We start from the raw sequence: 21,480 nt of genomic DNA on the forward strand, positions 1-21,480 counted from the left end.
TTGCCCGTGTTGAAACAGGAAGTCGCTATGCAGCAGCCCAGGAACTTTGATGACATCAAATTTACCTCCATTCACCGCCGGATAATGCTGTGGGGAAGCGGTGGGCCGTTTCTGGATGGTTATGTGCTGGTGATGATAGGCGTTGCGCTGGAGCAGCTCACACCAGCATTGAAACTGGATGCCGAATGGATTGGCCTGCTGGGAGCCGGGACGCTGGCCGGGCTGTTCGTTGGTACATCACTGTTTGGTTATATCTCCGATAAGGTCGGACGGCGCAAAATGTTCATCATCGATATTATCGCCATTGGCGTGATATCGGCGGCGACAATGTTCGTCACATCTCCTGTTGAGCTGCTGGTAATGCGCGTGCTGATCGGTGTTGTGATTGGGGCAGATTATCCCATTGCGACCTCCATGATCACCGAGTTTTCCAATACCCGCCAGCGTGCTTTCTCCATCGGTTTTATTGCCGCTATGTGGTATGTCGGCGCCACCTGTGCCGATCTGGTCGGCTACTGGCTGTATGATGTTGAGGGGGGATGGCGCTGGATGCTGGGCAGCGCGGTGATCCCTTGCATTTTGATCCTGATTGGTCGCTTTGATCTGCCTGAATCACCACGCTGGCTGCTGCGTAAAGGCCGGGTAAAAGAGTGTGAGGAGATGATGATAAAGTTGTTCGGCGAACCGGTGGTGTTCGACGAAGAAGCGCCGCAGGAAACTCGTTTTCTCCAGTTGTTTAACCGTCGCCACTTCCCGTTTGTCTTGTTTGTTGCCGCTATCTGGACCTGCCAGGTGATCCCGATGTTTGCCATTTACACCTTTGGTCCACAGATTGTCGGGCTGCTGGGCCTCGGTGTCGGGAAAAGCGCCGCGCTGGGGAACGTGGTGATCAGCTTATGCTTTATGCTGGGATGTATTCCGCCGATGTTCTGGCTGAACAGTGCAGGTCGTCGACCGCTATTGATTGGCAGCTTCGTGATGATGACACTGGCGCTGGCTGTGCTGGGGCTGGTCCCGGATATGGGGGCATGGCTGGTGGTACTGGCATTTGCCGTGTATGCGTTTTTCTCGGGTGGGCCAGGGAATCTCCAGTGGCTATATCCCAATGAACTGTTCCCTACCGATATCCGTGCGTCAGCCGTCGGCGTGATTATGTCATTGAGTCGCATCGGGACCATTATTTCAACCTGGGCGCTCCCTGTGTTTATCACTAAATATGGGATCAATTCTGTGATGTTAATGGGAGCAGGGATTTCGCTAATAGGACTACTTATTTCCATTGCTTTTGCACCGGAAACGCGAGGGTTGACGCTCGCTCAGACGAGTCAAATGACGATTCGCACCAAGTCCGTATCCCGGGCCAGTTATTAGGAGTGTTCTGTATTTTCCCTGTTACTCAGTCAGTTAGCCTACAGTTAACGGGTATATCACTGAAAATGACTGAAAAGCAGGGAGAACACCATGCAAAAACATATTCTGATCACCTCTATTTTTACCGCAGCTGCTCTGTTTACCGTCGCCGGTTGTTCCTCTAACCAGGCGGTCAAAACCACTGATGGTAAAACGATCGTCACCGATGGCAAACCGCAGGTAGATGATGATACCGGCCTGGTATCGTATAAAAACGCGGAAACTGGCAAAACGGAACAAATCAACCGTGACCAGGTTAAAGACATGAGCGAACTTGACAACTAGTTCAGTTTTCTCCATTCAGCTACTCAATAATATTGACTTTTAGCCTGCTGATTAAGTGACTAAACTCACTGTTATTACAATAATGCAGTGATAGCAGGCTAATCATGATTCTCATCATTTACGCACATCCCTATCCGCAGCACTCGCATGCGAATAAGCGGATGCTTGAACAGGCAAGGACGCTGGAAGGCGTTGAAATTCGCTCGCTCTACCAACTCTATCCCGACTTCAATATCGATATCGCTGCTGAACAGGATGCACTGGCTCGCGCGAGCCTTATTATCTGGCAGCATCCTATGCAATGGTACAGCACACCCCCTTTACTCAAACTGTGGATGGATAAAGTTCTCTCCCACGGTTGGGCATATGGTCATGGGGGGACCGCGCTGCATGGTAAACATCTGCTGTGGGCGGTGACGACCGGTGGTGGGGAAAACCACTTTGAGATCGGTTCCCATCCGGGGTTTGACGTGCTCTCTCAGCCTTTGCAGGCGACAGCGATATATTGTGGTCTCAAGTGGCTCCCACCGTTTGCTATGCACTGCACGTTTATCTGTGATGACGAAACGCTACAGGCGCAGGCCCGTCATTACAAACAACGTTTGCTGGAATGGCAGGAGGCACACCATGGATAGCCATACACTAATACAGGCGCTGATTTATCTCGGCTCGGCGGCGTTGATTGTACCGATTGCCGTCCGACTGGGTTTAGGCTCTGTGCTGGGCTATCTCATTGCCGGATGTATCATTGGTCCGTGGGGGCTACGACTGGTCACAGACGCAGAGTCTATACTGCATTTTGCTGAAATCGGCGTAGTTCTGATGCTGTTTGTTATCGGTCTGGAGCTGGATCCGCAGCGTCTGTGGAAACTGCGTGCATCGGTTTTCGGCGGCGGCGCACTGCAAATGGTGGTCTGTGGTGGATTGATCGGCGTGTTCTGTATGTTCCTCGGCCTGCGCTGGCAGGTGGCGGAACTGATTGGTATGACGCTGGCGCTCTCCTCCACGGCCATCGCCATGCAGGCAATGAATGAACGCAACCTGATGGTTTCACAAATGGGGCGCAGTGCATTTGCCGTGCTGTTGTTCCAGGATATTGCCGCTATCCCGCTGGTAGCGATGATTCCACTACTGGCTGCGAGTGGCGCGTCGACGACGCTGGGAGCTTTCGCTCTGTCTGCGCTGAAAGTGGCTGGTGCGCTGGTCCTGGTGGTTCTGTTGGGGCGCTATGTCACCCGTCCGGCATTACGTTTTGTGGCGCGTTCTGGCCTGCGGGAAGTCTTTAGTGCCGTCGCACTGTTTCTCGTATTTGGCTTCGGCTTACTGCTTGAAGAGGTCGGACTGTCGATGGCAATGGGGGCGTTTCTGGCGGGCGTATTACTGGCGAGTTCTGAGTACCGCCACGCGCTGGAAAGCGATATCGAGCCGTTTAAAGGGCTGCTGTTGGGACTCTTTTTCATCGGCGTCGGCATGTCTATCGACTTTGGGACGCTGATTGATAATCCACTGCGTATCGTCACTCTGCTGGTGGGGTTCCTGGCGATTAAAACCATTATGTTGTGGATTATTGCGAAACCGCTGCGGGTGCCGAATAAGCAGCGTCGCTGGTTTGCCGTATTATTAGGACAAGGGAGTGAGTTTGCCTTCGTGGTGTTTGGCGCAGCGCAAATGGCAAATGTGCTCGATCCCGACTGGGCGAAAGCGTTGACGCTGGCGGTAGCACTCTCAATGGCGGCCACGCCGATTTTACTGGTTGTCCTGACGCGGCTTGAGAAATCGGCTACCGATGAAGAACGTGAGGCGGATGAAATTGACGAGGAACAACCCCGGGTGATTATCGCCGGATTTGGGCGATTCGGTCAGATAACCGGTCGTTTGCTGCTGTCGAGTGGAGTGAAGATGGTCGTGCTCGATCACGATCCGGACCACATTGAAACGCTGCGCAAATTTGGTATGAAGGTTTTTTATGGCGATGCGACCCGTATGGATCTGCTGGAGTCAGCTGGCGCAGCTAAAGCTGAGGTAATTATTAATGCTATCGACGATCCCGAAACCAGCCTGCAGCTGACCGAAATGGTGAAAACCCATTTCCCTCATCTACAAATTATTGCCCGTGCGCGCGATGTTGATCATTACATCCGCTTGCGTCAGGCGGGAGTAGAGATGCCTGAACGTGAAACTTTTGAAGGTGCACTGAAAACCGGGCGGCTGGCACTGGAAGGTCTTGGGCTTGGGCGTTATGAAGCCCGTGAACGGGCCGATGTGTTTCGTCGCTTCAATACGTTGATGGTTGAAGAGATGGTGAAGGGGGAAAACGATGCGGTTTCCCGTGCGGCTGTCTATAAACGCACCAGTGCAATGCTGAGTGAAATTATTGCTGAGGATCGTCAGCATCTATCTTTAATTCAACGCCATGGCTGGCAAGGCACGGATGAAGGTAAACATACGGGCGACGTCGCCGATGAGCCGGAAGTGAAACCGTCAGCATAAGGTACAAAATGTGATGTTCTGCAAACTTTACTGCTAACTGGCTGTTTTTGAACTACTGTAATGCTGGCGTACCACCTTAAATAGGTCGGTTCGCCAGCAGAACGAAAAATTTTCCTGCTCATCCTCTTTCCGCCAGTCGACGAAAGATTGCGCTTTCCGTATAGTGGCGACAATTTTTTTGTATCCGGGAAATATTCAATGATCAGTCTGATTGCGGCGTTAGCGGTAGATCGCGTCATCGGTATGGAAAACGCCATGCCGTGGAACCTACCTGCCGATCTCGCCTGGTTTAAACGTAATACCTTAAACAAGCCAGTTGTCATGGGACGCCATACCTGGGAATCCATCGGGCGACCGTTGCCAGGGCGTAAAAATATCGTCATTAGTAGCCAGCCAGGCACCGACGATCGCGTGCAGTGGGTGAAGTCTGTCGATGAGGCAATTGCTGCCTGTGGCGATGAACCTGAAATTATGGTGATTGGCGGTGGGCGTGTGTATGAGCAGTTTCTGCCGAAAGCGCAGAAATTGTATCTGACGCATATTGACGCTGAAGTAGAAGGGGATACGCATTTCCCGGACTACGAGCCGGATGACTGGGAATCTGTTTTCAGCGAATTCCATGATGCCGACGCGCAAAACTCTCACAGCTATTGCTTCGAGATTCTGGAACGTCGTTAATACACTATGTAGGCCTGATAAGCGAAGCGCCATCAGGCAATAGATGGCGTGAATGCCGGATAGCGGCGTAAATGCCTTATCCGGCCTACAGAATGCTCATCAGCCGTTTACAACTTCGCCCGGATCCAGATCTACATGGCGATTTGACGGCTGTACAAAGTATTGTTTGTCTTCCCAGCGCAGACAGGTGAGATCTCCCCCCCAGCAGCAACCAGTATCCAGCGCGTAAATACCTTCCGGAGTGCCTTTGCCCTCCAGCGATGCCCAGTGCCCGAATGCAATGCTATACGCTTCACTGACCGGGCCGGGGATGGCAAACCAGGGCTTCAGCGGAGCAGGGGCATCTTCCGGCGACTCTTTGCTGTACATATCCAGTTGACCGTTGGGGAAACAGTAACGCATACGGGTAAAGGCGTTGGTAATAAAACGTAATCGTGCCAGCCCCGTCAGCTCCGGCGTCCAGTTATTCGGCATGTCGCCATACATGGCATCAAGGAAGAATGGATAGGAGTCGCTCGACAGTACTGCTTCGACATCACGGGCACACTCCTTTGCGGTCTGGAGATCCCACTGTGGCGTAATACCCGCATGCGCCATCACCAGCTTCTTCTCTTCATCAACCTGCAACAGCGGTTGGCGGCGTAACCAGTTAAGCAGCGCGTCGGCATCCGGTGCTTCGAGTAACGACGAGAGTCTGTCTTTAGGTTTATTGCGACTAATACCTGCAAATACGGCCAGCAGATGTAAATCATGATTACCTAATACCAACCGTACGCTGTCGCCAAGTGATTTGACATAGCGCAGCACGTCCAGCGAGCCAGGACCACGGGCGACCAAATCGCCGGTAAGCCATAAGGTATCTTTCCCTGGGGCAAAGTCTACTTGATGCAGCAATGCGATCAGTTCGTCGTAACAACCGTGAACGTCGCCAATGAGGTATGTCGCCATAGCTATTGTTTTAGTGAATGAGTGTTGGAACGGCGAGTCGGAATACGGGAATATCGATGGTAAAGGCGACGCCCTGCTCATCAATCATTTCGTAATGACCCTGCATGGTGCCCAGCGGCGTTTCAATAACCGCGCCGCTGGTGTACTGGTATTCTTCACCAGGTTCAATGTGGGGCTGAACGCCAACCACACCTTCGCCCTGAACTTCGGTTTCGCGGCCATGACCATTGGTAATCAACCAATAACGCCCCAACAGCTGCACTGGTGCTCGCCCCAAATTGCGGATGGTCACGGTATAGGCAAAAACGTAACGTTCATCATCAGGTGAGGATTGAGCCTCAATATAGACGCTTTGTACCTGAATACACACTCGGGGCGAATTGATCATGCTTAACTCTCCTTCGATGGCGCGTTTTCTGACAGATAGTTAGCCATCCGGCAGTATTGCGCGACAGAGATATTTTCTGCTCGCATCGCCGGATCAACCCCCAGCTCTGTCAATACTTCAACGTTGAACAGATTACCGAGGCTGTTACGTACCGTTTTGCGGCGCTGATTAAACGCTTCGGTCGTAATACGGCTCAGGACGCGAACATCTTTAACCGGGTATGGCATCGTGGCGTGAGGAACCAGACGCACTACCGCGGAATCTACTTTAGGTGCCGGTGTGAAGGCCGATGGCGGCACTTCGAGTACCGGGATAACCTGGCAGTAATATTGTGCCATGACGCTTAATCGACCATACGCTTTACTGTTTGGCCCTGCAACCAGACGATTGACCACCTCTTTTTGTAACATGAAATGCATGTCGGCAATGGCATCAGTATAGGTAAAAAGATGGAACATTAGCGGCGTGGAGATGTTGTAAGGCAGGTTGCCAAACACGCGCAGCGGCTGACCCATTGTCTGCGACAGTTCACCGAAGTTCATGGTCATGGCGTCTTGCTGATAGATGGTCAGCTTCGGCCCTAAAAACGGGTGCGTTTGCAGACGGGCTGCCAGATCGCGGTCCAGTTCAATGACGGTTAGCTTGTCCAGACGTTCACCTACCGGCTCGGTCAGTGCAGCAAGGCCCGGGCCGATTTCGACCATGGCCTGACCCTTTTGTGGGTTGATAGCAGAGACAATACTTTCGATCACAAACTGATCGTTGAGGAAGTTTTGCCCGAAACGTTTACGGGCTAAATGGCCCTGATGGACTCGATTATTCATTGGTATTAACAATCATTTTGATGGCGAGATTAAGCGCCGTAATAAAACTGCCGACATCGGCTTGCCCACGACCCGCAAGTTCAAGTGCGGTGCCGTGATCAACGGATGTGCGAATAAATGGCAGGCCCAGTGTGATATTCACACCGCGACCAAATCCCTGGTATTTTAGCACGGGGAGGCCTTGATCGTGGTACATTGCCAGCACGGCATCCGCGCTATTGAGATATTTGGGCTGAAACAGGGTGTCTGCGGGCAGTGGACCGTTTAACTTCATCCCCTGTGCGCGCATTTCATCGAGAACCGGAATGATTGTATCTATCTCTTCCGTACCCATATGACCACCTTCACCCGCATGTGGATTAAGTCCACATACCAGAATATGTGGATCAGGGATACCAAACTTCGTGCGTAAATCATGATGCAGAATACCGATCACTTCCCGTAGTAACGCAGGCGTAATGGCATCGGCAACGTCCCTGAGCGGCAGATGCGTGGTCGCCAGAGCAACGCGCAGCTCCTCAGTTGCCAGCATCATCACCACTTTTTTCGCCTGTGAGCGCTCTTCAAAAAATTCGGTATGACCGGTGAACGGCACGCCAGCATCATTAATCACGCCCTTGTGTACGGGGCCTGTGATCAGAGCTGAAAATTCACCTTGCAGGCAACCGTCGCACGCACGAGCCAGCGTATCCACCACATACTGCCCATTTTCCACTACCAACTGACCCGGTACGGCAGGTGCGCGTAGCGCAATCGGGAGCAACGTCAATGTGCCCGCAGATTGTGGTCTGGCTGGTATATCTTGATTGTAGGGGAGGAGCGAGAGTGGTAAACCGAGCATCGCTGCCCGGTTGGAAAGGAGCGCGGCATCTGCACAGACGACGAGCTCTACCGGCCATTCACGCTGCGCAAGCTGAACGACCAGATCCGGACCAATCCCGGCGGGTTCGCCGGGAGTGATAATAACGCGTTGAGTACGGGTCATTAGTTGCTCAGAATTTTAACGTACGCGCTGGCGCGCTGTTCCTGCATCCAGGTCGCTGCTTCTTCCGAGAATTTACGGTTCATCAGCATGCGATAAGCACGGTCTTTCTGCGCCGCGTCAGTTTTATCAACGTTACGCGTGTCTAGCAGTTCGATCAGGTGCCAGCCAAAAGAGGAATGCACCGGTGCACTCATCTGGCCTTTGTTCAGTCGGGTCAGCGCATCGCGGAAGGCTGGATCGAAAATGTCTGCTGCAGCCCAACCCAGATCGCCGCCCTGGTTTGCCGATCCAGGATCCTGAGAGAACTCTTTTGCTGCTGCTGCAAAGGTCGTTTTACCGCTTTTAATATCCGCTGCGATTTGTTCCAGCTTCAGACGTGCCTGCTGATCGGTCATGATCGGCGATGGCTTCAGCAGAATATGGCGGGCGTGAACTTCAGTCACGGAGATGCTCTGACTCTGGCCACGCATATCATTAACTTTCAGAATGTGGAAGCCGACACCAGAACGAATCGGGCCGATAATGTCGCCTTTTTTCGCGGTGCTTAACGCCTGAGCAAAGATGCCTGGCAGTTCCTGAATACGACCCCAGCCCATCTGACCGCCTTTCAGCGCCTGCTGATCGGCAGAATAAGTGATGGCCAGCTTGCCGAAATCACTACCGTTACGCGCTTCGTCAACAACAGAGCGCGCCTGGCTTTCAGCTTCGTTAACCTGATCTGAGGTTGGGTTTTCCGGTAAAGGAATAAGAATGTGGCTCAGATTGAGTTCAGTGCTGGCATCATTTTGGTTGCCAACCTGCTGCGCCAGGGCATCAACTTCCTGCGGCAGGATCGTGACACGGCGGCGTACTTCATTGTTGCGCACCTCAGAGATAGTCATCTCTTTGCGGATTTGGCTACGATAGGTCGAATAGCTTAAGCCATCCTGAGCCAGACGGCTGCGCATTTGGTCCAGCGTCATGTTGTTCTGTTTGGCGATGTTAGCGATAGCCTGATCCAACTGCTCATCAGAGATTTTCACCCCCATCTTCTGACCCATCTGCAGAATAATTTGATCCATGATCAAACGTTCCAGGATCTGATGACGAAGCGTTGCATCGTCCGGAAGTTGCTGGCCAGCCTGACCTGCATTGAGTTTTACGGACTGCATTAAGCCATCGACGTCGCTTTCCAGAACGACGCCGTTATTGACGACGGCTGCGACTTTATCGACTACCTGTGGGGCAGCGAAACTGGTATTCGCGATCATGGCGATACCGAGAAGCAGCGTTTTCCAGTTCTTCATACTTTTTCCATTATTAATTAACCGCAATGCGGATTACGTAGTATACCCTTCGTCTTTCAAGCCGCATTTTTGTTGGCCGCCTTCACTCACCCCAGTCACTTACTGATGTAAGCTCTTGGGGATTCTCTCAGTTGCCGCCTCAATGCAGCTCGAAATCCATTGGGTATAAATCAGTCAGATCATAAAGCGCTTTGGTACGGCAATATGTTCGAACGCAACATTTGATTGGTGCCAAGGCCATAGTTAGAGCTCAGACCGCGCAGTTCGATATTAAAGCCGATCGTATTGTCATAAACTGCGTGTTGCTGGGTGTTATCCCAACCGTTCAGCTTACGTTCGTAGCCGAAGCGGATGGCGTAGCAGCAGGAGTTGTACTGCAAGCCCAGCATTGAGTCCGCTTCTTTGTTCACATTGGTATCAAAGTAGTAAGCACCGACAATCGACCAACGGTCGGCAATCGGGAAGCTTGCCACTGCGCCCACCTGCGAAATCCCGTTTTTATACTGCTCCGCTGTAGAGTAGTACGATGGCAGCGTAGCCTGAATATACTCAGAGCTGGCATAACGGTAATTCAACTGCAGCATGCGGTTTTCGTCACGACGATATTCGATGCTGCTGCTACTGGTGGCGACGCTGTCCAGACGGGTGTCGTACTGGATACCGCTGCGTAAACCCCAGCGATCGGAGATACGCCAGTAGGTATCGCCTGCCCATACCAGTGAGCCGGTTTTGTCGTCATTCTCCCATTTAATGTTGTCATCGCCGGTGCGAGACTCCGTGAAATAGTAGATTTGACCCACGGAAATATTAAAACGTTCAACGGCCGCGTCATCATATACGCGAGATGTGACACCGGTAGTGACCTGGTTGGCGGAAGCAATACGGTCCAGACCGCCATAAGTGCGGTCACGGAACAGGCCGCTATAGTCAGATTGCAGCAGTGAGGAGTCATAGTTAAAGATATTACTTTGGTCGCGATACGGGACGTACAGATACTGCGCGCGTGGCTCAAGCGTCTGGGTATAACCCGGTGCCAGCATTGCCATGTCGCGCTCGAATACCATCTTGCCATCGATTTTAAACTGCGGCATTACGCGGTTGACGGAATCTTCCAAAGAATTAGCCGCGTTAAGGGTATTTAAATTATCTTGAGTAGGATTGTTACGATAATTATTTCTTGCGAATGATTGATACTCGCTGATGTTACTTTGCTGATAGTGCGTCGCCAGCAGTTTCACTTCAGTGTTGAGACTTCCCCAATTATTCGATAACGGTAGATTGATAGTCGGTTCAAGGTGTAAACGTGTTGCTTCCGGCCTGTTGTCATTGGTATTGACGAAATGCACCGCCTGACCATAAATGCGGGTATCGAACGGACCCACATCATTCTGATAGTAGTTGACGTCTAACTGCGGTTGCGCAGAGTAACTGTTGCTGTTTTGGGCGTCGAAGACCTGGAACTGCTTGGTCGATATCGTGGCATCAAAGTTCTGTACCGCGTAGCCAACGCTGAATTTTTGCGTGGCATAGCCGTCGGTACTGGAGCCGTATTTATTATCGAAATCATTAAAGTAGCTGGTATCGCTGACTTTGGTATAGTCGACGTTGAAACGCCACACCTGGTCCATTACCCCAGCATGTTGCCAGTAGAACAGCCAGCGGCGCGAATTGTCATCCTTCGGATGTTCATCATCGTAAACTTTGTCGGAATTCAGATAGTCAAATTCCATCAGGCCCGCACCCGCCTGAGTGAGGTAACGGAATTCGTTCTCCCACATAATACCGCCACGACGGTGCATATAATGCGGCGTGATGGTGGCGTCCATATTGGGCGCGATATTCCAGTAATACGGAAGGTAGAACTCAAAATAGTTATTGGTGGAGTATTTTGCGTTCGGGATCAGGAAGCCAGAACGTCGCTTATCTCCAACGGGAAGCTGTAAATAAGGGCTGTAAAAGACCGGAACCGGGCCCAGCTTGAAGCGAGCGTTCCAGATTTCTGCCACCTGTTCTTCGCGGTCGTGGATCACTTCGCTACCGACAACGCTCCAGGTATTAGATCCCGGCAAACAGGAGGTAAAGCTACCGTTCTCCAGAATGGTATAGCGGTTTTCACCACGCTGTTTCATCAGGTCCGCTTTCCCGCGCCCCTGACGGCCAACCATCTGATAGTCACCTTCCCAGATGTTGGTATCTTTTGTATTCAGGTTAGACCAACCCTTCGGTCCCTTCAGAATGACTTGGTTGTCATCATAGTGGACGTTACCCAGAGCATCGACGGTGCGAACCGGCTCCGGCAGACCCTCGGCCTGTTTCTGATGAAGCTGTACTTCATCGGCCTGCAGGCGGCTATTACCCTGGGCGATATCCACGTTGCCGGTAAACACGGCGTCATCCGGGTAATTCCCTTTCGCGTGATCGGCATTGATGGTAACGGGTAACTCGTTTGTCTCGCCCTGCACCAGAGGACGGTTATAGCTTGGCACGCCCAACATGCACTGTGAGGCGAGATCGGCTGCCAGACCCTGCTGACTATAGAGGGCGCTGGCAATCATGGTGGCCAGAAGAGTGGGAATACGTTTTTTCATACGTTGTATTTATTGTTCCATCATCAGTAGCGTCGCGCGTGACAAACGGTCACAGCCTAACTTATCTCATCTTCACTGCGCTAGTATTAATCCTGCCCATTTAGGCATCCGTGGTGTTAGGCACGGCATTGAATGACAGGTATGATAATGCAAATTATAGGCGATGTCCCACAATTGACCGCAGCCGTAAAACGGTAAAAGCACCTTATATTGTGGGACATAGCCTGGCTGACAGCATAAAGATTTGGGGAGTCTATGCAGTATTGGGGAAAGATTATTGGTGTAGCCGTGGCCTTAATGATGGGCGGCGGCTTCTGGGGCGTGGTTTTGGGCCTGTTAGTTGGCCATATGTTCGACAAAGCTCGCATGCGCAAAATGGCATGGTTTGCGAATCAACGTGAACGTCAGGCACTGTTTTTTGCCACCACTTTTGAGGTGATGGGACATCTGACCAAATCCAAAGGACGCGTCACGGAAGCAGATATCCATATTGCCAGCCAACTGATGGATCGGATGAATTTGCACGGTGACTCACGTACCGCCGCTCAGCATGCCTTCCGGGTGGGAAAATCAGATAATTACCCATTACGTGAAAAGATGCGCCAGTTTCGTAGCGTCTGTTTTGGCCGTTTCGATCTGATCCGCATGTTTCTGGAGATTCAGATCCAGGCCGCGTTTGCCGATGGGTCATTGCATCCTAACGAACGCGAAGTGCTGTACGTAATTGCAGAAGAACTGGGGATCTCGCGTACGCAATTTGATCAGTTCCTGCGCATGATGCAGGGGGGCGCGCAGTTTGGTGGAGGATACCAGCAGCAGTCTGGTGGCGGCTGGCAGCAGGCGCAACGAGGACCTACGCTGGAAGATGCCTGTAACGTGCTTGGCGTTAAAGCAACCGATGATGCGACGACCATTAAGCGAGCCTATCGCAAACTGATGAGTGAGCACCATCCTGATAAACTGGTTGCGAAAGGGTTGCCGCCGGAGATGATGGAAATGGCGAAACAAAAAGCGCAGGAAATCCAAAAAGCTTACGAGTTGATTAAGGATCAAAAAGGGTTCAAGTGATTGCTTTGTCGGATGGCGGCTGGCGTCTTATCCGGCCTACGTTATGAATGTAGGCCGGATAAGCGAAGCGTCTCCGGCATAAATTGGCTCTGAGATTTAAAAATCTGCCGGGACTTTAAACGTCATACTGTTGCCGTAGGCGGGGTGGGTGATGGTTAGCATCTCCGCATGCAGTAGCAAGCGTGGTGCCATCGCCAGGGCTTCCGGCGGGGCATAGAAGCGATCGCCCAGAATCGGATGCCCTAACGCCTGCATATGTACGCGAAGCTGATGGGAACGCCCGGTAATAGGTTTGAGCACCACCCGGGCGGTATTATCCGCAGCAAACTCCACGACTTCATACTCGGTCTGCGCGGATTTGCCGGTTTCATAACACACTTTCTGCTTTGGTCGGTTCGGCCAGTCACAAATCAGTGGTAAATCAACCAGTCCCTCGGCAGGTGAGGGATGTCCCCAGATGCGCGCGACATATTGCTTCTTCGGCTCACGCTCGCGAAACTGACGTTTTAGCTCGCGCTCTGCCGCTTTGGTCAGCGCCACTACAATCACACCGCTGGTTGCCATATCCAGACGATGTACGGATTCAGCCTGTGGATAGTCGCGCTGAACACGTGTCATCACGCTGTCTTTGTGCTCTTCAAGACGACCCGGCACGGACAACAAACCGCTCGGTTTGTTGACCACCATAATGTGTTCATCCTGATACAGGATAACCAACCAGGGTTCCTGCGGCGGATTGTAGTTTTCCATCCCCATGTATGACTCCGTTACTGGTGCGTCACGACGATCAGACGCAAGGCATCCAGGCGCCAGCCCGCCTGATCCAGGCTATCCATCACCTGTTGACGGTTGCTTTCGATTGCAGCAAGTTCGTCATCACGGATGTTTGGGTTAACAGCGCGTAGTGCTTCCAGGCGCGACAGCTCCGCAGTCAGCTTCTCGTCCGCTTCTTTGCGCGCGGCGTCGATCAATGCCCGGGCAGACTTCTCAACCTGTGCTTCGCCCAACTGCAAAATCGCGTGGACATCCTGTTGCACGGCGTTGACCAGTTTGCTTCCGGTGTGGCGGTTAACGGCACTGAGCTGACGGTTAAAGGTTTCAAACTCAACCTGCGCGGCGAGGTTATTACCATTTTTATCCAGCAACATGCGTACCGGTGTTGGCGGCAGGAAGCGGTTTAACTGTAGCTGTTTCGGCGCTTGCGCTTCAACGACGTAGATCAGTTCAACAAGCAGTGTGCCTACTGGTAATGCTTTGTTCTTCAAAAGGGAAATGGTGCTGCTACCGGTGTCTCCGGAAAGGATCAGATCCAGACCGTTGCGGATCAGCGGGTGTTCCCAGGTAATAAATTGGGCATCTTCACGCGACAGCGCCACATCACGCTCAAACGTAATGGTACAGCCATCTTCTGGCAGTCCCGGAAAGTCAGGAACCAGCATATGGTCGGATGGCGTCAGGACAATTAAGTTATCACCACGGTCATCCTGATTAATACCGACGATATCAAACAGGTTCATGGCGAACGCGATCAGGCTGGTGTCATCGTCCTGCTCTTCAATACTTTCGGTCAGCGCCAGTGCTTTTTCGCCGCCATTGGAGTGAATTTCCAGCAGACGGTCACGCCCTTGCTCCAGTTGCGCTTTCAGTGCGTCGTGCTGTTCGCGGCAGGTTTTGATCAGGTCATCAAATCCCTCGTTGTTTTCCGGTTCTGCCAGATAACCAATCAGATTATTGTAGACCGTATCATAGATGGTACGTCCGGTCGGGCAGGTGTGTTCGAACGCATCCAGACCTTCGTGGTACCAGCGCACCAGCACAGACTGCGCGGTTTTTTCCAGGAAGGGGACGTGGATCTGAATATCATGCGCCTGACCAATACGGTCCAGACGGCCGATACGCTGTTCCAGCAGATCCGGGTTAAACGGCAGATCAAACATCACCAGATTGCTGGCAAACTGGAAGTTACGGCCTTCAGAGCCGATTTCAGAGCACAGCATCACCTGTGCGCCGCTGTCTTCTTCGCTAAACCAGGCGGCGGCACGGTCACGTTCAATGATCGACATACCTTCATGGAACACGGCGGCGCGAATGCCTTCGCGCTCACGCAGCACCTGTTCCAACTGCAACGCGGTGGTCGCTTTCGCACAGATAACCAGCACTTTCTGCGAGCGATGGCTGGTCAGGTAGCCCATCAGCCACTCAACGCGCGGATCAAAATTCCACCAGGTACCGGTATCGCCTTCGAATTCCTGGTAAATCTGTTCCGGGTAGAGCATGTCGCGTGCGCGATCTTCCGCGCTCTTGCGCGCACCCATAATGCCGGAGACTTTAATTGCGGTCTGGTATTGGGTTGGCAGCGGCAGCTTGATGGTATGCAGCTCGCGTTTCGGGAAGCCTTTCACGCCGTTACGAGTGTTACGGAACAGTACGCGGCTGGTGCCATGTCTGTCCATCAGCATCGAAACCAGCTCCTGACGTGCACTCTGGGCGTCGTCACTATCGCTGTTCGCAGCTTGCAACAATGGCTCAATGTCCTGCTCGCCAATCATCTCACCCAGCATGTTTAGCTCATCGTTGCTCAGCTTCTTGCCTGCCAGCAGCATAGCGACGGCATCGGCAACCGGACGGTAATTTTTTTGCTCTTCAACGAACTGCTCGAAATCGTGGAAACGACTTGGATCCAACAGGCGCAAACGTGCAAAGTGGCTTTCCATGCCCAGCTGTTCCGGCGTTGCGGTCAGCAGCAGGATCCCCGGTACGCGCTCAGCCAGCTGTTCAATCGCCATATATTCACGGCTTGGCGCATCTTCGCTCCACACCAGGTGATGAGCTTCATCGACCACCAGCAGATCCCACTCGGCGTCGCACAGATGTTCCAGACGTTGCTTATTGCGACGGGCAAAGTCCAGCGAGCAGATGATCAGTTGTTCGGTTTCAAACGGGTTGTAGGCGTCATGCTGCGCTTCGGCATAGCGCTCATCATCAAACAGCGCAAAGCGCAGGTTGAAACGGCGCAACATTTCGACCAGCCACTGATGCTGTAACGTCTCAGGGACGATGATCAGCACACGCTCTGCGGCGCCAGACAGCAACTGTTGATGCAGGATCATCCCGGCTTCAATTGTTTTTCCTAAGCCAACTTCGTCTGCCAGCAGAACACGGGGGGCATGGCGACGACCGACATCATGGGCAATATTGAGCTGATGAGGGATCAGGCTGGTGCGTTGACCGCGCAAACCACTCCACGGCATACGGTACTGCTCGCTCTGAAATTTACGCGCACGGTAGCGCAGAGCAAAGCGGTCCATACGGTCGATTTGACCAGCAAACAGGCGATCCTGCGGTTTACTGAATACCAGTTTGCTGTCGAGTAGTACTTCACGCAGCATCACACCGGTTTCTTCGTTATCAAGGCGGGTCCCGATATAAGCAAGCAGGCCGTTTTCTTCTTTTACTTCATCGACATGCAGCTGCCAACCTTCATGGCTTGTTATCGTATCGCCAGGATTGAACATCACCCGGGTCACGGGGGAATCACTGCGCGAGTACAGACGGTTTTCACCCGTTGATGAGAAAAGTAATGTGACGGTTCGCGCATCCATGGCGACAACAGTACCAAGTCCCAATTCGCTTTCTGTATCGCTGATCCAGCGTTGACCAAGTGTAAAAGGCATATGTGTTCGGCTCTATATCTTTAATTGCAGGCAATACTCGTCATTATTCGGGCACCCCGAGTTTTTGAGAGCATACGACACCGCTACCAGGCTAATAAATCAGTGGTAGTGATGTTAAATGGGTCCAGGAATGGAAAGGGCGCTATGGTACTGGATGGCGACGCATTCGTCACGCGTCAAAATAACCCCAGTTGCCCTGTGAGTAGTGTAGCAAAGTTATCATCAATAAAGGGAAGAATTCCCTCCGCAACAGGCTGTAGCTGGCGCGTAAGATAATGTTCGTAATCCAGCGCAGATAATTGATAATCCACCGGTTCCGGGCCGTTTATCGTCCAGACATATTTGATGGTACCGCGGTTTTGATACTGCGGAGGGCGGCCCAGCTTTACGTTTTGTTCGTCAGCAAGCCGTGCGGCACGCACGTGTGGCGGCACATTACGTTGGTATTCGTTCAACGGGCGACGCAGGCGCTTGCGGTAAACCAGTTGGTCATCAAGCTCTCCCGCCATCAGTTTATCAATGGTTTCGCGGATAAACTCCTGATAGGGCTCGTTACGAAAAATACGCAGATACAGCGTTTGCTGAAACTGCTGCGCCAGCGGCGTCCAGTCGGTGCGCACTGTTTCCAGCCCTTTGAAGACCATACGCTGTTGGTCTCCATCCTGAATGAGTCCGGCGTAGCGTTTCTTGCTGCCCGTATCCGCACCGCGAATCGTCGGCATCAGAAAACGGCAGAAGTGGGTTTCAAACTCCAGTTCCAGGGCGCTGGTCAAATTCTGTTGTTGCAGCGATTGTGCCCACCAGGTATTGACGTGATTCACCAATTGCTGGCCAATCTTTCCGGCCTCCTCTTCTGAGTGTGCGCCTTTGAGCCAGACAAAGGTTGAGTCGGTATCACCATAGATGACGTCGTATCCCTGAGCTTCAATCAGTGCTTTGGTCTGGCGCATGATCGCATGGCCGCGCATGGTAATTGATGAAGCCAGCCGTGGATCAAAAAAACGACAGGCGGTTGTTCCAAGCACGCCGTAAAACGCGTTCATGATGATTTTCAGCGCCTGAGAAAGCGGCTTATTACCGCGGCGTTTAGCCTCATCGCGTCCGAGCCAGATCTGGGTAACGATCTCCGGGAGGCAGTGTTTTTCGCGCGAGAACCAGGCATCAAGAAAACCTTCGGTACTGTGTACCGGGTCAGGATGCGCCATACCTTCAATTAACCCCACCGGGTCGATTAAAAAAGTCCGAATGATTGAGGGATACAGGCTTTTATAGTCCAGTACCAGCACGGAATCGTACAAACCCGGGCGCGAATCCATCACGTAGCCGCCGGGGCTGGCGTGAGGGGGGACTTCCCCCAGATTCGGTGCCACGTAGCCGGCGCGGTGCATGCGCGGTAAATAGAGATGGCCGAAGGCGGCAACGGAACCACCGTGCCGGTCGACAGGCAGGCCGTTGACCGTCGAGCGTTCCAGCAGAAATGGCATGATTTCAGTTTTATGAAAAATGCGCGTGACCAGTTCGCAGTCTTTAAGGTTGTATGTGGCAAGCGCAGGCTTATCGTTAGCGAATCGGCGGTCAATTTCGTCCATTCGATCCCACGGGTTATCAATAGATTTCCCTTCTCCCAGCAGCTCTTGCGAAACCGTCTCCAGTGAAAACGATGAGAAATTCCAGAATGCTGATTTAAGCGCTTCAATGCCGTCAATAATCAGACGGCCTTTAGCCTGGGCGAAAAAAACGCCATTTTTGAAACCATGCTCGCGCCACTCCAGCTCGCTGTTATCGCGGCCAAAACGCAGTGGAATACGATAACGTTCGGCATGATTTTGCAAGACGCGTAAATCGAACTGCACCACGTTCCAGCCGATAATCACATCAGGATCGTGACGTGCTATCCAGTCGTTGAGTTTTTCCAGCAACTGAGGACGACTTGCCACGTACTCAAGTGCAAAATCAAGCTGTGAGGCATCACCATTTGCCGGGCCGAGCATATACACAATGCGTTGTCCGCAGCCTTCAAGGCCAATGCAGTACAGTTCACCGTGTCGTGTCGTTTCGATATCCAGTGATACCCATTTCAGAGGGGGACGGTAGTCTGGATTCGGCTTCAGGCGGGCATTTACAAGCGTGTTGCCGCGTCTGTCGCCTTCGACCCAAACGGGGGACGTGACAAAGCGTTCCATCAGATAACGCTCTGGTGGGCGCACGTCTGCCTCGTACACCGTCACTGCGTTTTCTCGCAGCAGTTTTTCCAGACGCATAAGCTGACGATGTGAACGGCAATACAGGCCAGAAACAGGTTGTCGGTGAAAATCTTGCAAATTGAGCGGCGTCAGGCGATAGCCGTTTTCACTACTTAATAATGAGGTGACTCGGGAAACCTGACTTGTGGGGATAAAGGCGACCGACTCTTGAGGCGCAAGCGTGACAAGCAGTGGCCCATCGTCTGTTGCCAGCCAGAATGAAACCTCTGTCCCCTGCGAGGTATCCCGCCAGTGTCGGGTTAAAATAAAACCTGCCTGCGCCACGCTGTGTATCCATCAAAAAACCAGGCATGATTATAGCCTGGTTCTGAGGAGTTTGCTGTGGTTTTATACAGTTGTATGCCGCCAGAGCGCGCTGCACTGCTTGAGTAATTCGCTACTGTCCGTAATAGGCCTTGGCACCGTGTTTACGCAGATAGTGTTTGTCCAGCAGGGTTTGCTGCATATTCGGCAGTTGTGGCGCGAGCTGGCGGCAGAAGATCCCCATATAGGCGACTTCCTCCAGCACAATCGCGTTGTGTACGGCGTCTTCGGCATTTTTACCCCAGGCAAACGGGCCGTGAGAGTGCACCAGCACCCCCGGCATTTGCGCTGCGTCAATGCCTTGCTTCTCGAAGGTTTCAACGATCACATTACCGGTTTCCCACTCATATTCCCCGTTGATTTCGGCGTCGGTCATTTGACGCGTGCAGGGAATAGCCCCGTAGAAGTAGTCCGCATGTGTTGTGCCTGTTGCCGGAATCGACTGACCTGCCTGTGCCCAGATGGTCGCGTGACGCGAATGGGTGTGGACAATGCCGCCAATGGTCGGAAACGCCTGATACAGCAAACGGTGGGTTGGGGTATCGGAAGACGGTTTTTTCTCTCCTTCTACCACTTCACCCGTTGCAATACTGATGACGACCATATCATCAGCGGTCATAACACTGTAATCGACACCGGAAGGTTTTATTACAAATACGCCGCGCTCGCGGTCCACGGCACTAACGTTTCCCCAGGTCAGGGTAACCAGGTTGTGCTTCGGTAGCGCCAGGTTCGCTTCCAGTACCTGACGTTTGAGATCATCTAACATGTTTATCACCCTTAACGTTTCAAACCGTAATACACCTCATTCCAGCGCAGCGCGTCCTTGAAGGCCGGCAGGCGTGTATCGTTGTCGATCACGGTGATCTCGATATCGTGCATTTCAGCAAACTGACGCATGTCGTTCAGATCCAGCGCGTGACTGAAGACGGTATGGTGCGCGCCACCAGCAAGGATCCAGGCCTCTGATGCGGTGGGGAGATCCGGCTGGGCTTTCCATAATGCGTTAGCCACTGGTAGTTTCGGCAGGTCGTGCGGGGTTTGTACCGTATCAATGCAGTTAACCAGCAGACGAAAGCGATCGCCGAGATCGATCAGGCTGGCAACCACTGCCGGGCCGGTTTTGGTGTTGAAGATCAAGCGGGCAGGAGCGTCTTTACCACCGATGCCAAGATGCTGTACGTCGAGGATCGGTTTCTCTTCCACCGCGATAGACGGACAGACTTCCAGCATGTGCGAGCCGAGCACCAGATCGTTACCCTTCTCAAAGTGGTAGGTGTAATCCTCCATAAATGAGGTGCCGCCCTGCAGACCGGTTGACATCACCTTCATGATGCGAAGCAGAGCGGCTGTTTTCCAGTCGCCTTCGCCCGCAAAGCCGTAGCCTTGCTGCATCAGACGCTGTACGGCCAGACCCGGGAGTTGCTTCAGGCCGTGCAAATCTTCAAATGTGGTGGTAAAGGCGTGGAACCCACCCTGTTCGAGAAAGCGCTTCATCCCCAGTTCAATACGAGCTGCTTCCAGCACATTCTGACGCTTTTCGCCGTGGATCTGCGTTGCTGGTGTCATGGTGTAGCTGCTTTCGTACTCGTCGATCAGCGCATTAATGTCGCCGTCGCTAATAGCGTTTACCACCTGAACCAGATCGCCAACAGCCCAGGTGTTAACGGAGAAACCAAATTTAATCTGGGCGGCAACTTTGTCACCGTCGGTGACAGCCACTTCACGCATGTTGTCGCCAAAGCGGCACACTTTCAGATGGCGGGTATCCTGTTTGGATACAGCCTGGCGCATCCATGAACCGATACGCTCGTGCGCCTGCTTGTCCTGCCAGTGACCGGTGACGACGGCATGCTGTTGACGCATTCGCGCGCCGATAAAGCCGAACTCACGACCACCGTGCGCAGTCTGGTTCAGATTCATAAAGTCCATATCAATGCTATCCCACGGTAGGGCAGCGTTGAACTGGGTGTGAAACTGCAGCAGCGGCTTGTTAAGGATCGTCAGGCCGTTGATCCACATTTTGGCCGGAGAGAAGGTGTGCAGCCAGACCACCATCCCAGCGCAACGATCGTCATAGCTGGCATCACGACAAATTGCGGTGATCTCGTCAGGTGAAGTTCCCAACGGTTTTAAAACCAGTTTGCAGGGCAGTTTTGCTTCGGTATTCAGCGCGTTTACGACGTGCTCGGCATGTTGGGTTACCTGACGCAGAGTTTCTGGCCCATACAGATGCTGGCTACCAATCACAAACCACACTTCATAGTTATTAAAAATCGTCATTGTCGT

General features: G+C 52.6%; 17 protein-coding genes. 6 read left to right on the plus strand and 11 right to left on the minus strand.

The annotated features are described in order from the left end of the window. Nucleotides 1-27 precede the first annotated feature (27 nt). The 5 genes from OGX98_RS23240 (at nt 28) to folA (ending at nt 4,863) form a co-directional block, all read left to right on the plus strand. On the plus strand, nt 28-1,371 hold the full coding sequence (locus OGX98_RS23240; RefSeq protein WP_045439678.1) for an MFS transporter: 1,344 nt from the start codon (nt 28-30) through the stop codon (nt 1,369-1,371). 90 nt (nt 1,372-1,461) lie between these two features. Then, nucleotides 1,462-1,695, plus strand: coding sequence for a YgdI/YgdR family lipoprotein (locus tag OGX98_RS23245; RefSeq protein ID WP_005124493.1), 234 nt, complete (start codon nt 1,462-1,464; stop codon nt 1,693-1,695). A gap of 104 nt (nt 1,696-1,799) precedes the next feature. After that, a complete protein-coding gene (gene kefF / locus OGX98_RS23250; RefSeq protein ID WP_045439684.1) occupies nt 1,800-2,330 on the plus strand; it encodes a glutathione-regulated potassium-efflux system oxidoreductase KefF in 531 nt (176 codons plus the stop codon). Then, nucleotides 2,323-4,185 (plus strand): glutathione-regulated potassium-efflux system protein KefC, encoded by a 1,863-nt coding sequence (gene kefC, locus OGX98_RS23255; RefSeq protein WP_045439686.1) that lies wholly within the window; start codon nt 2,323-2,325, stop codon nt 4,183-4,185. The genes kefF and kefC overlap by 8 nt, the downstream gene beginning before the upstream one ends. Nucleotides 4,186-4,383: 198 nt before the next feature. Then, nucleotides 4,384-4,863 carry a type 3 dihydrofolate reductase gene (gene folA, locus OGX98_RS23260; RefSeq protein WP_136345316.1) on the plus strand — a complete coding sequence of 160 codons (480 nt, stop codon included), beginning with the start codon at nt 4,384-4,386 and terminating at the stop codon, nt 4,861-4,863. 99 nt (nt 4,864-4,962) lie between these two features. On the opposite strand, the gene apaH is transcribed toward folA, so the two are convergent. From apaH to lptD, 6 genes are all read right to left on the minus strand, one after another. Further along, nucleotides 4,963-5,811 (minus strand): bis(5'-nucleosyl)-tetraphosphatase (symmetrical) ApaH, encoded by an 849-nt coding sequence (gene apaH / locus OGX98_RS23265; RefSeq protein WP_045439691.1) that lies wholly within the window; start codon nt 5,809-5,811, stop codon nt 4,963-4,965. Nucleotides 5,812-5,821: 10 nt separating this feature from the next. After that, on the minus strand, nt 5,822-6,199 hold the full coding sequence (gene apaG / locus OGX98_RS23270; protein ID WP_045439694.1) for a Co2+/Mg2+ efflux facilitator ApaG/CorD: 378 nt from the start codon (nt 6,197-6,199) through the stop codon (nt 5,822-5,824). A gap of 2 nt (nt 6,200-6,201) precedes the next feature. Beyond that, nucleotides 6,202-7,023, minus strand: coding sequence for a 16S rRNA (adenine(1518)-N(6)/adenine(1519)-N(6))-dimethyltransferase RsmA (rsmA, locus tag OGX98_RS23275; RefSeq protein ID WP_284096604.1), 822 nt, complete (start codon nt 7,021-7,023; stop codon nt 6,202-6,204). Next, the gene (gene pdxA, locus OGX98_RS23280; protein ID WP_048222073.1) at nt 7,016-8,008 is read right to left on the minus strand and encodes a 4-hydroxythreonine-4-phosphate dehydrogenase PdxA; all 993 of its coding nucleotides are present in this window, start codon (nt 8,006-8,008) and stop codon (nt 7,016-7,018) included. Before pdxA ends, rsmA begins: the two co-directional genes overlap by 8 nt. Further along, a complete protein-coding gene (surA, locus tag OGX98_RS23285) occupies nt 8,008-9,294 on the minus strand; it encodes a peptidylprolyl isomerase SurA (RefSeq protein ID WP_045439701.1) in 1,287 nt (428 codons plus the stop codon). Before surA ends, pdxA begins: the two co-directional genes overlap by 1 nt. Before the next feature lie 179 nt (nt 9,295-9,473). Further along, the gene (gene lptD / locus OGX98_RS23290; RefSeq protein WP_284096603.1) at nt 9,474-11,882 is read right to left on the minus strand and encodes an LPS assembly protein LptD; all 2,409 of its coding nucleotides are present in this window, start codon (nt 11,880-11,882) and stop codon (nt 9,474-9,476) included. A gap of 255 nt (nt 11,883-12,137) precedes the next feature. Between lptD and djlA the strand changes: the two genes are divergently transcribed. After that, nucleotides 12,138-12,950, plus strand: a complete 813-nt coding sequence (gene djlA / locus OGX98_RS23295; protein WP_045439706.1) for a co-chaperone DjlA — start codon at nt 12,138-12,140, stop codon at nt 12,948-12,950. Nucleotides 12,951-13,046: 96 nt separating this feature from the next. Here the strand turns inward: djlA and rluA are convergent, their stop codons facing one another. The 5 genes from rluA to araA form a co-directional block, all read right to left on the minus strand. Further along, nucleotides 13,047-13,706, minus strand: coding sequence for a bifunctional tRNA pseudouridine(32) synthase/23S rRNA pseudouridine(746) synthase RluA (gene rluA, locus OGX98_RS23300; RefSeq protein ID WP_045439709.1), 660 nt, complete (start codon nt 13,704-13,706; stop codon nt 13,047-13,049). Between the two features lie 11 nt (nt 13,707-13,717). Then, the gene (gene rapA, locus OGX98_RS23305) at nt 13,718-16,624 is read right to left on the minus strand and encodes an RNA polymerase-associated protein RapA (RefSeq protein WP_286595978.1); all 2,907 of its coding nucleotides are present in this window, start codon (nt 16,622-16,624) and stop codon (nt 13,718-13,720) included. 176 nt (nt 16,625-16,800) lie between these two features. After that, on the minus strand, nt 16,801-19,152 hold the full coding sequence (polB, locus tag OGX98_RS23310; RefSeq protein WP_286595979.1) for a DNA polymerase II: 2,352 nt from the start codon (nt 19,150-19,152) through the stop codon (nt 16,801-16,803). 112 nt (nt 19,153-19,264) lie between these two features. Next, a complete protein-coding gene (gene araD, locus OGX98_RS23315; protein ID WP_048222070.1) occupies nt 19,265-19,960 on the minus strand; it encodes an L-ribulose-5-phosphate 4-epimerase in 696 nt (231 codons plus the stop codon). 11 nt (nt 19,961-19,971) lie between these two features. Beyond that, complete coding sequence (gene araA, locus OGX98_RS23320; RefSeq protein ID WP_286595980.1) at nt 19,972-21,474, minus strand: L-arabinose isomerase; 1,503 nt, start codon at nt 21,472-21,474, stop codon at nt 19,972-19,974. Nucleotides 21,475-21,480 lie beyond the last annotated feature (6 nt).

This window comes from Citrobacter sp. Cm046 (assembly GCF_030333065.1).
Taxonomy (GTDB): Bacteria; Pseudomonadota; Gammaproteobacteria; order Enterobacterales; family Enterobacteriaceae; genus Citrobacter; species Citrobacter murliniae.

What these genes read in the sequence shown, in the direction of transcription:
- surA (WP_045439701.1), bottom strand. Translation starts at nt 9,294, where the DNA reads ATGAAGAACTGGAAAACGCTGCTTCTCGGTATCGCCATGATCGCGAAT.
- araA (WP_286595980.1), bottom strand. Translation starts at nt 21,474, where the DNA reads ATGACGATTTTTAATAACTATGAAGTGTGGTTTGTGATTGGTAGCCAG.
- OGX98_RS23240 (WP_045439678.1), top strand. Translation starts at nt 28, where the DNA reads ATGCAGCAGCCCAGGAACTTTGATGACATCAAATTTACCTCCATTCAC.
- kefF (WP_045439684.1), top strand. Translation starts at nt 1,800, where the DNA reads ATGATTCTCATCATTTACGCACATCCCTATCCGCAGCACTCGCATGCG.
- apaH (WP_045439691.1), bottom strand. Translation starts at nt 5,811, where the DNA reads ATGGCGACATACCTCATTGGCGACGTTCACGGTTGTTACGACGAACTG.
- lptD (WP_284096603.1), bottom strand. Translation starts at nt 11,882, where the DNA reads ATGAAAAAACGTATTCCCACTCTTCTGGCCACCATGATTGCCAGCGCC.
- kefC (WP_045439686.1), top strand. Translation starts at nt 2,323, where the DNA reads ATGGATAGCCATACACTAATACAGGCGCTGATTTATCTCGGCTCGGCG.
- djlA (WP_045439706.1), top strand. Translation starts at nt 12,138, where the DNA reads ATGCAGTATTGGGGAAAGATTATTGGTGTAGCCGTGGCCTTAATGATG.
- rsmA (WP_284096604.1), bottom strand. Translation starts at nt 7,023, where the DNA reads ATGAATAATCGAGTCCATCAGGGCCATTTAGCCCGTAAACGTTTCGGG.
- pdxA (WP_048222073.1), bottom strand. Translation starts at nt 8,008, where the DNA reads ATGACCCGTACTCAACGCGTTATTATCACTCCCGGCGAACCCGCCGGG.
- rluA (WP_045439709.1), bottom strand. Translation starts at nt 13,706, where the DNA reads ATGGGGATGGAAAACTACAATCCGCCGCAGGAACCCTGGTTGGTTATC.
- OGX98_RS23245 (WP_005124493.1), top strand. Translation starts at nt 1,462, where the DNA reads ATGCAAAAACATATTCTGATCACCTCTATTTTTACCGCAGCTGCTCTG.
- folA (WP_136345316.1), top strand. Translation starts at nt 4,384, where the DNA reads ATGATCAGTCTGATTGCGGCGTTAGCGGTAGATCGCGTCATCGGTATG.
- apaG (WP_045439694.1), bottom strand. Translation starts at nt 6,199, where the DNA reads ATGATCAATTCGCCCCGAGTGTGTATTCAGGTACAAAGCGTCTATATT.
- araD (WP_048222070.1), bottom strand. Translation starts at nt 19,960, where the DNA reads ATGTTAGATGATCTCAAACGTCAGGTACTGGAAGCGAACCTGGCGCTA.
- rapA (WP_286595978.1), bottom strand. Translation starts at nt 16,624, where the DNA reads ATGCCTTTTACACTTGGTCAACGCTGGATCAGCGATACAGAAAGCGAA.